This window comes from Pelagibacterium sediminicola (assembly GCF_003390885.1).
In the GTDB taxonomy this organism is placed as follows: domain Bacteria; phylum Pseudomonadota; class Alphaproteobacteria; order Rhizobiales; family Devosiaceae; genus Pelagibacterium; species Pelagibacterium sediminicola.
In genome coordinates, this window is the sequence record NZ_QMEL01000003.1 from 18,901 (window position 1) to 31,389 (window position 12,489).

Sequence of the window (12,489 nt, forward strand, 5' to 3'; positions counted from 1 at the left end):
TATTTACATATGAATACGTGTTGATATGTTGGCGCCGAAGAGAAGGAACGGTGCCGATGGGTATTCCGCATACACACCAAGAACACGATCATGGCCAAGGCGAGGGGGCGCACAGCCATGCACCACGGGTCGGGGCAAACAATGAGCGCGTAGTCTTTGCCGGTTTTCTACTGACCGCCAGCTTCATGGTCGCCGAGATCGTCGGCGGCCTGCTGTCCGGGTCGTTGGCCTTGATCGCCGATGCGGGGCACATGCTGACCGACGCCGCGGCGCTGGCGCTGGCCTGGGCCGGGTTCCGCCTCGGACGGCGCGTATCGGATTCGCGGCGCACCTTCGGCTATATGCGCTTTGAGGTGCTGGCCGGGTTCATCAATGCCATAACGCTTTTCCTGCTGGTCGCATGGATCGCCTACGAGGCAGTCAACCGCCTGTTCGCGCCCCAGCCGGTCCTCGCCGGGCCGATGTTCGTCGTTGCGGTGCTGGGCCTGCTGGTCAATCTCGGCGTCTTCTGGATGCTGCATCAGGGCGACACCGAACATGTGAATATCAAGGGCGCGATGTTGCATGTCCTGGGCGACCTGCTGGGATCGGTCGCGGCGATCGTTGCAGCTGTTCTCATCTGGTTCACCGGCTGGACGCCGATCGACCCCATTCTCTCGATCCTGCTCTCGCTTCTCATCCTGCGCGCCGCTTGGGCACTGCTGCGCAATGCGGCGCACATCCTGATGGAAGGTACGCCGTCCAATATCGATCTGCCGGCCATGCGGATCGACCTGATGCGATCGGTTTCCGGCGTGGCCAATGTCGCTCATCTGCACGTCTGGTCCATCACATCGGGCTACGCCGCCGCAACGCTGGATGTCATGCTTGAGGACGGCGCCGACCCGCGCCTTGTAACGGCGTCCGTCAAGAAGGTTCTTGCCGACCGTTATGCGATCGGGCACGCAACGGTTGAAATCGACTGGGGCGGGAGAGGGCAGGAATGCCCGATCGGGATTGACCATGCACACTGATTGCACGGGGGAAAAAACGGCGCGACCCGGCGAAAGCGAGATCGTCGTCATCGCCGAAACCTTTCGTCTGCTGGGCGATCCGACCCGGCTCAAGATCCTGCTCGAATGTCTCGATGGCGCCGTTTCGGTGGGCGAGATCGCCAGGCGGATCGACGCCTCGCAATCGCTGGTCAGCCATCATCTTCGCCTGCTGCGCGCGGCAAGGCTGGTGAAGGGCACCCGGCAGAGTAAGCAGGTCTATTATGAGGCCGACGACCACCATATCCGGCACATCGTCTCCGATATGGTTGCCCATGCCGCCGAGAGCGAGGATACGCAATAGGCTGCATCGATATTCAGGAATGGCGCTGGCACCGCAGCACCCCTCACCCCCAGCCCCTCTCCCGCAAGGGGAGAGGGGGGCTCAAAAGCCGCAACATCCGCATGATTACCCTTCTCCCCTTGCGGGAGAAGGTGGGCTTTCGCGCAAGCGAAAGGTCGGATGAGGGGGGCTGCGGTGCCGGCCAAAAACTGAATGTTGATCCGGCACGCAACGGCTCAGCGGGCAGGCTGGTAGGTTTCGTGCGCCATCTTTACGAACGCGGTGACGGGAGCGGCGAGTGGCACGCGCTTGCGGCGCACCAGCAGCAGCTTGCGGTTGGCCCAGCTTTCCGCCAGCGGCACGGAAACCAGATCGGTGCCGGCCAGAAGGTGCAGCGAGGTGTTGCGCAGAAAACCGATGCCGAACCCGGCTTCCACCATCCGCACCAGCGCCGGGAACGTTTCGACATGGACCCGTGCGCCCAGCTTATGCCCCGCCTTGCGCGCGGCGTCCTTGATCAGCCGGTCGAGTGCGCCAGAATGGTGGACGCCCACGACTTCGTGGGCGATGGCGGTCCCGAACGCCATCGGCGTCTCGTTGGACATGGCATTGGCAAGGGGATGGTCGGGCGATGCGATGACCCAGATATGATCGTCCTCAAAGGTCTCGATCTCAAAGCTCGAAAAATCGTAGTTGTCGGCGCAGATGGCGATATCGACCTGCGCGTCCTCCAGCGCGGTCACCGCCGCAAGGCTCGACATTTCCCGGATGTCGAGCGTGACGCCGGGGCTGACCGCAACGTAGCGGGCGAGCAGTTCGGGTAGCCGGCCCGACAGTGCCGAATTGGTCGAGGCGATGCGTAGCTGCCCCGCCGATCCGGCGGCATAGCCGGTCATGGCCGTTTCGAGGTCCGCAATTTCGCGGAATATGCGGCGGCACCCTTCCGCATAGGCATGTCCTGCCGCAGTCAACTTCACTCCGCTCGCCGACCGGTCGAACAGTATCACGCCCATTCTGGCTTCTATGTCGGCCACCCTGCGGCTGACCGCCGAGGGTGCGATATTCTCGCGCCCGGCGGTTCGGGCGATGGAGCCGTCACGCGCCAGCGCCAGAATCAGGCGGGCGGTGACGGGGTCGAAATGGGTCATGGCGTTCCCCGCTGAAAGGAACGTAGTTATAGCAGCTTACGTGTCCGGGAAATCAGTAAAGTCCGGGCGGAGCGATATCGGCTGGCCGGCGCGTTAGGGCATCGGAGCGAAAAGCGCATACGCGGCTTTCGGAAAATCCGACGCGCTAACAAAGAACTGGAGCGGCGTCAGTGCGTCCAGGGAAACTTGCGGTCGTGGCGGAAGTTGTCGGGGTAGCTGACTTTCTTCGTCGAACGATCCTGCACCGGTTCGATCTGATACGGAATACCGGACCGGCGGGCATATGATTCTGCTTCCTCTACGGTTTCGAAGCGCAGCCTGATCTGCTGGTTCATGTCGGTCGAGGAAGTATAACCCATCAGAGGATCGATGGAACGCGGCACTTCGGGTTCATATTCGAGGACCCAGTGGCGGCTGTTGGCCTTGCCGGACTGCATGGCATTGGGAGCGGGGCGATAAATGCGAGCGAGCATTCCGAAAACATCCTCTCGTTGCCGTGGCTGGTCGGGGCAGCAAGATTCGAACTTGCGACCCCCGGTTCCCAAAACCGGTGCTCTACCAAGCTGAGCTATACCCCGACATGCCACGCCGATCCGATACACATTCTTTCCAGTCACGGCAAGGCATGATACCGGGTGCGAGCCTTCCGGGCACGAGAAAACGGAGGACGGCCAGGAAACGTGTTTGCCGACGAAACTTATAGCGGGCGTACGCTCAAAAGGCTGGCGGAGCTGTACGGACGCAGGCGCGTCTATTTCTGGTGGCCGGTATCGGCGCTTCTGGGGCTGATCTTTCTGGCGTTGACGCTCGATGCGCCGGTGACCGAAGCGCTGATCGCCTGGCCCGATCATGAGCGCGCTTTTTTCGAGTTCCTGACCGATTTTGGCAAATCCGACTGGATTCTCGCGCCCGCGCTGGCCGGGCTTATCATTGGACTGGCTACCGCGCGCCTGCCACTTGCCTATAGCTGGCGCTGGGCGGCGCGCGCGTTGGGCGGGATTTCGGCCTTCATCTTTGTCGGCGTCGGGCTTCCAGGTCTGGTTTCGGCCATTCTCAAACGGGTGATCGGCCGGGCGCGCCCCTTGCATCTGGAAGAATACGGCACGCTGCATTTCGAGCCGTTTTCTCTGGTTGACTGGACAATGCAGAGCTTTCCCTCGGGACACTCAACGACTGCGCTGGCTTTCACGGTCGTGTTGATAACGCTGCTCAACGGCCGCCTGCGCCGGACGCTCATTGCTGTCGGGGTGGGGATCGGGCTTAGCCGGATCGTTGGCGAGCATCACTTCCTGACTGATGTTCTCGCCGGCATGTTCTGGGGAACGGTCGGGGGGCTGCTGGTGCGCGACTGGTTCGCGAGCCGGGGGCTGGGCATGCGCATCGAAAACAGGAGAGTGCGTTTCCGGCTGTTTTCCGGCTTTGGGCCCTTATGGCGCGCGCTGCGGCGCGGTCATGTCCCCAAACTCTTGCGGTAGCGTTCGAGACCGGCGGCCAGATCGGCCTTGAGATCATCCATATCCTCGAAGCCGACATGAACCCGAAACGCATTGCCGTGCTCGTTCCACGGTGTCGCTGTGCGGATCTTTGTCGGATCGAACGGCAGGATCAGGCTCTCGAATCCGCCCCATGAATAGCCCATGGCGAAGAGGGCAAGGTGGTCGACGAATTCGGCGATGACGCTGCGTTCCGCCAGGGGCAGGACGAACGAGAACAGCGAGCCCGAGCCCGAAAAATCGCGGTCGAAAATGGCCTTGTCGGGGTGCGAGGGCAGGGCGGGGTGCAGGACGCGTGTGACGATTTCCTGTGATTCGAGCCAACGGGCGAGGTCGAGGGCGCGGCGTTCGTGCTCCTTCATGCGCACCCCCAGCGTGCGCATGCCGCGCGTGGCAAGGAAGCTGTCGTCGGGTGAAGCGATGATGCCCAGCGCGTGGGCGGTTTCGAGAATGCGCGGCCAATGTTTTTCATTGGCCGAGACCGTGCCGAGCATGGCGTCGGAATGGCCCACGAACATCTTGGTGCCCGAGTGGACGACAATATCCGCCCCCAGCGCCAGCGGGCGGCAGGAGAGAGGCGTCGCCCAGCTATTATCGACGATGATCCCGATATCCCGGCCCGAGACGGCCGAACTGATCGCGGGAATATCCTGCAGCTCGAAGGTGAGCGAGCCTGGGCTTTCAAGAAAGACGGCTTTCGTTGCCGGGCCGAGCAGGTCCGCGATCCCGGCGCCGATGCGGGGATCGAAATAGCGCGCGGAAATTCCAAAACGAGTGAGGAGCTTGTCGGCCAGCTTGCGGGTCGGCTCGTAAACGCTGTCGGTGATGAGAACCTCGTCGCCGGCATCGAGACAGGCCATCAGCGCGAGCGAGATGGCGCTGACCCCGTTCGGGGCCAAGCAGGTTCCCACGGCGCCTTCGAGTTCGGTGACGATGTCTTCGAGCCCGGCGGTCAGTGGCGTTCCCTGTCGCCCGTAGCGATGCCGGATGGTGTGGTCATCAAGGCTCGCCAGGTCCTCGAAAACGATCGTGCTGCCGCGATAGGCCGGCATGTTCACGAACCCGCCATGCGCGGCGGGCTCGCGCCCCCCATGGGTAAGCAACGTCTCCGTCCGGGTTGGATGATCTTTGTGTATTTTCGACTTCTTCATGGGGATCGACTTGTGCTGGGCGAGATAGGTCAGGGTTGTTGCTGCTATTTTAGGCGCAACCATTCAACTGGTTAAATTCTTATCGACAGCCCTTGACGCGGACAACAAACAGAGTTTCGATGCTGACCATCAAATCGTCCAATGGCAATAGGGCGATTGAGCTCAATATCAATATTGGGCACGGCTTGGGATCCATGGTCAGCAAGCCGGATAGTCAAAGGGTTAGGAAACAAAGGCAAAGATATGAAAAAACACCTGTTTAGCGTCGCGGTTGCAACCTCGGTGCTGATGGCGGGGACGTCGGTCGCTCAGGCCGATCTCCTTGATGACGTGATGGAGCGGGGGTACGTCCAGTGCGGCGTGACGGAGGGGCTTCCGGGCTTTTCGAACCCCGACGACAACAATGAATGGACAGGTCTTGAGGTCGATTACTGCCGCGCTCTCGCTGCTGCCATTTTCGATGATCCCGATGCCGTGCGCTACACGCCGCTGACCACGGCGGTCCGCTTTGAAAGCCTTTCCAACGGCAACGTGGACGTGCTCTCGCGCACCACGACATGGACCATGAGCCGTGACACCGATCTGGGCCTCTCGTTTGCGGGCGTGACCTATTATGACGGTCAGGGCTTCATCGTGCGCTCCGCCGACGGGGTCACCTCGGCACTCGAACTCGATGGCGCTGCGGTCTGCATCCAGTCCGGCACCACCACCGAACTCAACGCCACCGACTATTTCGCCGCGAACGGGATGGATGCCTCCAACTTCCTGACCTTCGCCTCGCGTCCTGAAACGGTGCAGGCCTATATCGAGGGCCGTTGCGATACCTATACCACGGACGCATCGGGCATTGCTGGCGACCGCACGAAGTTCGATGTGCCCGGCGATCACATCATCCTGCCCGAAATCATCTCCAAGGAGCCCCTTGGGCCGGCTGTCCGTTCCGGCGATACCCGCTGGTTCAATATCACCCGCTGGGTTCTCAATGCCTGGCTGGGTGCCGAGGAACTGGGCGTGACCTCCGCCAATGTCGACGAGATGCTCGAATCGGAAAACCCTGAAATCCGCCGCCTGCTCGGCGTGGAAGGCGATTTCGGCGCCCCCATCGGGCTTTCTGCGGACTGGGCCTACAACATCGTCAAGCAGGTTGGTAACTACGGTGAGTCCTATGAGGCCAATGTCGGCCCCTCGACGCCTCTGGGGCTGGACCGTGGCCTGAACGCGCTCTGGACGAATGGTGGCCTTCACTATCCGATGCCAATTCGGTGACACGTTCATAGTGTGATAATCCGGCACGGTTCACCCCGTGCCGGATCCTCGTCCAGCGGTCCCGATATGGGGCCCGGGGCATCATCCAATGCCGAATGGAACAGAGGGTGCAGATGACCGCGGGGGTTCAAACGCGGCGCGAACAGGCGTCGGCGATTATCAACGATCCGAAATTTCGTGGACTTGTCTATCAAGCCTTGCTTCTCGTTGCCGTTGTCGCGCTCTTCTGGTGGCTCGGTAACAACGCTGCAACAAACCTTGCCCGTCAGAACAAGGCGACAGGTTTCAGCTTTCTCAATTCAGCCGCCGGCTTCGAGATCGGCTTTACGCTGCTGCCCTATGACCGGGCTTCGAGCTACATGCAGGTGTTCCTCGTCGGGATTACCAACACGCTGCTTGTTGCGGTGATCGGTATTGCCATTGCCACCGTACTCGGCTTTGTCATGGGTGTCGCGCGGCTATCGAAGAACTTCCTGATCCGCACCGGGGCCACGATCTATATCGAGGTCGTGCGCAACACGCCGCTGCTGCTGCAGTTGTTCTTCTGGTACTTCCTGAGTCTCAATGCCCTTCCGTCGGTACGCCAGAGCATCGTCTTCGGCGATTTCGTGCTCAACCAGCGCGGATTTTCCTTTCCCATGCCGATCCTCGACGACAGCTTCGTCTGGGTTGCCGTGATCGGCGTATTGGCGCTTCTTGCCGGGTTTTTCTGGCGTAGGTTCGCCCTGCGGCGATCCGAGGAAAGCGGTAACCGCTATCCCGTATGGTTGCCGGTGATGGGCATATTCATCGTACCGACGGCAGTTGCCTTTGTGCTGAGCGGAACCGAGGTCACGTTCGATGCGCCGGCCCTGCAAGGATTCAATTATCGTGGCGGCTTCACGGCGCCACCCGAATTGACTGCGCTTATGATGGGTCTGGTGATCTACACTGCCGCCTTTATCGCCGAGATCGTGCGTGCCGGCATCCAGTCGGTAAGCTATGGACAGACCGAAGCCGCCGCCGCGCTCGGGATCAAGGAAGGCGATCGGTTGCGACTGGTCATCATCCCCCAGGCCATGCGCGTCATCGTTCCGCCGCTGACGAGCCAGTATCTCAACTTGACGAAAAACTCGTCCCTCGGAGCGGCCATCGGCTTTCCCGAACTCGTAAGTGTCTTTGCGGGTACCGCACTCAATCAGAGCGGGCGTGCAGTCGAGATCATCGGCATGACGATGCTGGTCTATCTGGTCATCTCGCTTGTGACCTCGGTGTTCATGAACTGGTACAACGCGCGCGTCGCGCTTGTGCAGCGATAGGGGGCGGCGATGTCAGATCTCCTTTTTGTCCGCGATCACATTCAGCCGCCGCTACCGGCGCCCCATCGCACGAGCGGAGTGGTGCTGTGGCTGAGGACGAACCTGTTTTCCTCGGTCCCCAGCACGATCGTCACTATCCTCGCGGTGCTGTTCCTTTATTGGATCATCCCTCCGCTCTATGGATTCCTGATCGGCGATGCGGTCTTTTCCGATCCTGAAGGTCTTCGCGGCGAGGCTTGCCGCTTCGAGGGTGTCGGTGCATGCTGGGTCATGATCCAGGGACGCTGGAACACGATCATCTACGGGTTCTTTCCCAATTCGGAATTGTGGCGCATCAACCTGATGTTCGTGATCGCCATCGTCCTTCTGGTTCCCATGCTCGTCCCCAAGGCCCCATTCGGGCGGACGGCGGCGCTCTTGTTCTTCCTCGTCTTTCCGGTCGTTGCCTTTATCCTCATGTCGGGCGGTATTCTAGGGCTTCGGCAGGTGCCGACCGCGCAGTGGGGCGGACTGACGCTGACGCTGATCATTTCGGTGATCGGCATCACGGTCTCGATGCCGCTGGGCATCTTTCTCGCGCTCGGACGGCAATCGAAGCTCCCGATCATCAAGGGTTTTTGCGTCGGGTTCATCGAGGTGTGGCGTGCGGTGCCGCTTATCACCGTGCTGTTCATGGCCTCGGTGATGTTTCCGCTGTTCACGCCCCAGGGCGTTACGCCCGACACGCTCCTGCGCGCCATCATCGGCATCGTGCTATTTGAATCGGCCTATATGGCAGAGGTCGTGCGCGGAGGGTTGCAGGCCATCCCGCGCGGCCAGTTCGAGGCATCGTCGGCGCTTGGCCTCAGCAAGGTCAAGACGATGGTGTTCGTCGTTTTGCCCCAGGCGCTCAAGCATGTCATTCCCGGCATCGTGAACACCTTCATCGCGCTGTTCAAGGATACGTCGCTCGTGACGATCATCGGCCTGTTTGAACTGCTCAATACCGTGAGGTCCGCGGCCCGCGACGTGAACTGGTCGTCTCCGACCAGCGACATAACGGGCTATGTCTTTGCCGGCTTCATGTTCTGGATATTCTGCTTCGGGATGTCGCGCTATTCCATCTACATGGAAGGCCGGCTGCATACCGGACACAAGAGGTAATCGTCATGCAAACCCAAACCGCTACCGACCATACGCCCAGCCGTCCGAAAATGTCGGTTTCGACCACAGACGTTGCCATCGAGATACGCTCGATGAACAAGTGGTATGGCGACTTCCACGTCTTGCGCGACATCGATCTCAAGGTGATGCGGGGCGAACGCATCGTCATTGCCGGGCCGTCCGGGTCCGGCAAATCGACGCTCATCCGCTGCATCAACCGCCTTGAGGAGCATCAGACAGGCGATATCATCGTCAATGGTGTCGAACTGACATCCGATCTCAGGCGTATCGATGAAGTGCGGCGCGACGTAGGGATGGTGTTCCAGCACTTCAACCTGTTCCCGCACCTTACGATCCTGCAAAATCTCACGCTCGCTCCGATCTGGGTACGTGGTATTCCCAAGGCCGAGGCCGAGGAACTCGCGATGAAATATCTCGAGCGCGTCAAGATTCCCGAGCAGGCCGCCAAATTCCCCGGCCAGCTTTCGGGCGGGCAGCAGCAGCGGGTGGCCATTGCCCGCTCGCTGTGCATGAACCCTGAGATTATGTTGTTTGACGAGCCGACATCGGCGCTCGATCCGGAAATGATCAAGGAAGTGCTCGACGTGATGGTCCAACTCGCCGAGGACGGCATGACCATGCTGTGCGTCACCCACGAAATGGGTTTTGCCCGGCAGGTCGCCAACCGCGTGATCTTCATGGATCAGGGCCAGATCATCGAGCAGAACGAGCCAGAGGCGTTCTTCTCCAATCCGCAGCACGAGCGCACCAAGCTGTTCCTGAGTCAGATCCTGCACTGACCGGGCGCATCGGAAACCACCAGCGGCGGTCCCTCGGGCCGCTGTTTCCGCATTGTGGACATCGCAAGAAATCGGTCGATTACACTTAAAATTCAATCCGATTGCATGCGCGGTGCCTTGACCCTCGATAGTGCGATGCCAATATGCGCCATCGACTCCAGGGAGCGGTTCGCGCCGCATTTGTATTGCACGCCATGGGAAAAATACTGAACCGGCTGGTGCGTGCAATCGTTGCGATTGCCTTGGTGTGCGGATCGGCCATGCCAGCCATGGCGCAGCCGGAATCCGGGACAAGTGCGGCGCCCTTTTCCATCTCGACACTCGAAACGGTGCGTGCCCGGGGCTATGTCATCTGCGCGGCGGCGCGGCCCTTGCCCGGCTTTGCCCAGATCAGCGCCGACAGCCTGTGGTCCGGTTTTGACGTCGATCTGTGCCGGGCTGTCGCGGCGGCCATCTTCGGCGATCCCTCGCGCGTCGAGTTCCGACCGCTCTCTGGGGAAAGCCGCTTTGCTCATCTCGAGCAGGGGGAAGTCGACCTTGTGGTGCGCAATGCCTTCTGGACCATGACGCGCGATACAGGTTACGGCGCTACCTATGTTGCGCCCGCCTTTTATGACGGCCAGGCATTCATGATCTCGGATCGGGTCGAGGCCGTTTCGGCCTATGAACTGGGCGACGTCACGGTTTGCGCGCCGGCGGGTTCGGAAGCCCTCATGCGCATGCGCGCCTTCTTTGCTGCCGAGCAGGTCGACCATGAGGAACTGCTATACGAAGACCGGGAAGACCTCGCCGTGGCATACCGCTCGGGCCGCTGCGAAGCCATCACGGGGTCGGCGAGCTGGCTGCACGCCATAAGACGCACCATGCCCGAGCCGGGCATCCACCGCATTCTGCCCGAGCGCTTGTCCAAGGAGGTCTATGGCCCCGTTGTCCGTAGCGGCGACACTCAATGGGAAGACCTCGTGCGCTGGACGTTGTTCGCCATTATCAATGCAGAGGAATTGGGCGTGACCTCGGTCAATATCGACTCCATGCTCTCGGCCCGGACCCCGGCGATCCGGCGGCTGCTTGGCGTCGAGGGCGATTTCGGCCAGACGTTCGGGCTCGCACCTACCTGGATGCGCGAGGTGATCCGCGCGGTCGGCAGCTATGGCGAGCTCTATGAGCGCCATTTCGGATCGGGCAACACCACGCCGCTCCGGCGCGGCCAGAACGCCCTTTGGACCCATGGCGGCCTGATTTTCGCGCCGCCGATCAGTTAGAGTGTTTCCAGTATAAGTGGATACCACTTATGCGGTTATGAAACGCAATATAACAAAGACTTGGGGCAACCACTTCTTCCTGTTCGCTTCGGAAAAATGGCCCTGCGGCAACGGGACGGCCTTTACAGCACCGGCGAGAACAGGCGCGCTGCCTGGCAGGCGAGGCGGAATGTGAAGGAGCGGCGCTTGAGGTTTTCTTCCGTCGTCAGGCGCGAGGATGCGAAATCGATGTCGAGCATTTCCTTGACGTTCCGGATCATCTGTTCGCCGGTGAACCACAGCGTCACCTCGAAATTGATGTTGAACGAGCGGTAGTCGAAATTGACGGTGCCGACGCCGGCGATCTCGTCGTCGCAAAGGATCACCTTCTGGTGCAGGAATCCGCCTTCGTAGCGGTGCACCTTGATGCCGTGCGAGACCATCTGGTCGGCGTGGGCGTAGCTGGCGAGCCAGACCAGCATGTGATCGGCCTTTTCAGGCAGCAGGATGCGGACGTCGACTCCGCGCAGGGAAGCGGCATAAAGCGCGGTCTGAACCTCGATGCCCGGCACGAAATAGGGGCTGACGATCCAGAGCTTTTCACGTGCCCGCGAAATGACTTCGGTGAAGGCGATCGCGCAATCCTCGAGCTTGTCGGCGGGGCCGGTGGGCATGACCAGCACGGGCTGGTTGCCGGGGGTCGGAATGTCCGAAGGGTAGCGCGCGGGCAGTTCCTTGCCGGTCGCCCAGTGCCAGTCCTCGCGGAACATCAGGACGCAGGCCAGCGCTGCCGGGCCCGTGACGTGGACGTGCGTATCGCGCCAGCGCCCGAATTTGGGGTCCTGCCCGAGATATTCGATACCGATATTGTGCCCGCCCACCCAGGCTTCCTTGCCGTCGATCACGACGTTCTTGCGGTGATTGCGGTAGTTGATGCGCGTCAGCCCGTAGAGCCGGAGATAGGGATGGCGGTGATTGAACGAATAGATGTGGACGCCGGCATCCCTCAGCCGCCTTTTATAAGCGCGCGGGAGCTGGTGGGCCCCGGCATCGTCATAGAGCACGTAAATCTTCACTCCGGCCCGCGCCCGCGCGACCAGCGCATCGGCGACGCGCCGCCCCAGTGCATCGTCGCGAATGATATAGAACTGCATGAGGATGTAGTCCCTGGCGCGCGCGATGCCGTCGAGAATCGAGGCGAAGGTTTCGTCGCCATCGATCAGGAGATTGGCGGCGTTGCCATAAAGAAAGGGCAGTTCGGCGACCCGGTGGAGCACCGGCCAGTCCTTGCCCGAATCCACATCGACGATCCTCAGATCCTCCGACCGTGCCAGCCGCCAGGACCGGCCCGAATGGGTCTGGGATTCGGCATAATCGTCGAACAGCTTCCAGCCGAAGACGAGATAGATGAAGGTGGTGGGGAAGGGCAGGACAAGCAGCGAAATCAGCCAGGCGATCGTGCCTTGCGAGGTCCGCGAATTCATGATCTCGCGCACCGCGCAGATAAAAGCGAGACCGTAATTGATCGCGTAGAGCGTTGCGATAAAGCTGAAATTATCGATGAACGCCCGGACCAGATCCACGTATACCGTCTTTGCTCCGAGAGTTTGATCCGGTTTCGATGAATCCGGATCA

General features: G+C 60.9%; 12 protein-coding genes and 1 tRNA gene. 8 read left to right on the plus strand and 5 right to left on the minus strand.

Going from position 1 to position 12,489, the window contains the following annotated elements; genetic code table 11:
* Positions 1 to 56 precede the first annotated feature (56 nt).
* Positions 57 to 1,013: a cation diffusion facilitator family transporter gene (locus DQG18_RS06315; protein WP_116653417.1), complete on the plus strand. Its 957-nt coding sequence runs from the start codon at positions 57 to 59 to the stop codon at positions 1,011 to 1,013.
* Entirely contained in the window at positions 1,003 to 1,335 is a 333-nt protein-coding gene (locus tag DQG18_RS06320; protein WP_116653418.1) for an ArsR/SmtB family transcription factor, read from the plus strand. Before DQG18_RS06315 ends, DQG18_RS06320 begins: the two co-directional genes overlap by 11 nt.
* 215 nt (positions 1,336 to 1,550) lie before the next feature.
* Here DQG18_RS06320 and DQG18_RS06325 read toward each other — a convergent pair whose 3' ends face one another.
* From DQG18_RS06325 to DQG18_RS06335, 3 genes are all read right to left on the minus strand, one after another.
* Complete coding sequence (locus tag DQG18_RS06325) at positions 1,551 to 2,462, minus strand: LysR family transcriptional regulator (protein WP_116653419.1); 912 nt, start codon at positions 2,460 to 2,462, stop codon at positions 1,551 to 1,553.
* 167 nt (positions 2,463 to 2,629) lie between these two features.
* Positions 2,630 to 2,935: an ETC complex I subunit gene (locus DQG18_RS06330; RefSeq protein ID WP_116653420.1), complete on the minus strand. Its 306-nt coding sequence runs from the start codon at positions 2,933 to 2,935 to the stop codon at positions 2,630 to 2,632.
* Between the two features lie 28 nt (positions 2,936 to 2,963).
* A tRNA-Pro gene (locus DQG18_RS06335) sits at positions 2,964 to 3,040 on the minus strand.
* A 102-nt stretch (positions 3,041 to 3,142) separates the two neighbouring features.
* On the opposite strand from DQG18_RS06335, the gene DQG18_RS06340 reads away from it, so the two are divergent.
* Complete coding sequence (locus DQG18_RS06340) at positions 3,143 to 3,937, plus strand: phosphatase PAP2 family protein (RefSeq protein ID WP_157970035.1); 795 nt, start codon at positions 3,143 to 3,145, stop codon at positions 3,935 to 3,937.
* Here DQG18_RS06340 and metC read toward each other — a convergent pair.
* A complete protein-coding gene (gene metC / locus DQG18_RS06345; protein ID WP_245958388.1) occupies positions 3,913 to 5,169 on the minus strand; it encodes a cystathionine beta-lyase in 1,257 nt (418 codons plus the stop codon). The genes DQG18_RS06340 and metC overlap by 25 nt on opposite strands.
* A 180-nt stretch (positions 5,170 to 5,349) precedes the next feature.
* Between metC and DQG18_RS06350 the strand changes: the two genes are divergently transcribed.
* From DQG18_RS06350 to DQG18_RS06370, 5 genes are all read left to right on the plus strand, one after another.
* On the plus strand, positions 5,350 to 6,372 hold the full coding sequence (locus DQG18_RS06350; protein ID WP_116653423.1) for an amino acid ABC transporter substrate-binding protein: 1,023 nt from the start codon (positions 5,350 to 5,352) through the stop codon (positions 6,370 to 6,372).
* A 113-nt stretch (positions 6,373 to 6,485) separates the two neighbouring features.
* Positions 6,486 to 7,670, plus strand: a complete 1,185-nt coding sequence (locus DQG18_RS06355; RefSeq protein WP_116653763.1) for an amino acid ABC transporter permease — start codon at positions 6,486 to 6,488, stop codon at positions 7,668 to 7,670.
* Positions 7,671 to 7,679: 9 nt separating this feature from the next.
* Positions 7,680 to 8,813 (plus strand): amino acid ABC transporter permease, encoded by a 1,134-nt coding sequence (locus DQG18_RS06360; RefSeq protein ID WP_116653424.1) that lies wholly within the window; start codon positions 7,680 to 7,682, stop codon positions 8,811 to 8,813.
* A gap of 5 nt (positions 8,814 to 8,818) precedes the next feature.
* Positions 8,819 to 9,613 (plus strand): amino acid ABC transporter ATP-binding protein, encoded by a 795-nt coding sequence (locus tag DQG18_RS06365; RefSeq protein ID WP_116653425.1) that lies wholly within the window; start codon positions 8,819 to 8,821, stop codon positions 9,611 to 9,613.
* Positions 9,614 to 9,807: 194 nt separating this feature from the next.
* On the plus strand, positions 9,808 to 10,875 hold the full coding sequence (locus DQG18_RS06370; RefSeq protein WP_157970036.1) for an amino acid ABC transporter substrate-binding protein: 1,068 nt from the start codon (positions 9,808 to 9,810) through the stop codon (positions 10,873 to 10,875).
* 122 nt (positions 10,876 to 10,997) lie between these two features.
* On the opposite strand, the gene cls is transcribed toward DQG18_RS06370, so the two are convergent.
* Positions 10,998 to 12,437: a cardiolipin synthase gene (cls, locus tag DQG18_RS06375; RefSeq protein ID WP_116653764.1), complete on the minus strand. Its 1,440-nt coding sequence runs from the start codon at positions 12,435 to 12,437 to the stop codon at positions 10,998 to 11,000.
* Positions 12,438 to 12,489: the final 52 nt, after the last annotated feature.

Coding starts and splice junctions, on each gene's coding strand:
- DQG18_RS06315 (WP_116653417.1), top strand. CDS start 57: ATGGGTATTCCGCATACACACCAAGAACACGATCATGGCCAAGGCGAG.
- DQG18_RS06320 (WP_116653418.1), top strand. CDS start 1,003: ATGCACACTGATTGCACGGGGGAAAAAACGGCGCGACCCGGCGAAAGC.
- DQG18_RS06325 (WP_116653419.1), bottom strand. CDS start 2,462: ATGACCCATTTCGACCCCGTCACCGCCCGCCTGATTCTGGCGCTGGCG.
- DQG18_RS06330 (WP_116653420.1), bottom strand. CDS start 2,935: ATGCTCGCTCGCATTTATCGCCCCGCTCCCAATGCCATGCAGTCCGGC.
- metC (WP_245958388.1), bottom strand. CDS start 5,169: ATGGTTGCGCCTAAAATAGCAGCAACAACCCTGACCTATCTCGCCCAG.
- DQG18_RS06350 (WP_116653423.1), top strand. CDS start 5,350: ATGAAAAAACACCTGTTTAGCGTCGCGGTTGCAACCTCGGTGCTGATG.
- DQG18_RS06355 (WP_116653763.1), top strand. CDS start 6,486: ATGACCGCGGGGGTTCAAACGCGGCGCGAACAGGCGTCGGCGATTATC.
- DQG18_RS06360 (WP_116653424.1), top strand. CDS start 7,680: ATGTCAGATCTCCTTTTTGTCCGCGATCACATTCAGCCGCCGCTACCG.
- DQG18_RS06365 (WP_116653425.1), top strand. CDS start 8,819: ATGCAAACCCAAACCGCTACCGACCATACGCCCAGCCGTCCGAAAATG.
- DQG18_RS06370 (WP_157970036.1), top strand. CDS start 9,808: ATGGGAAAAATACTGAACCGGCTGGTGCGTGCAATCGTTGCGATTGCC.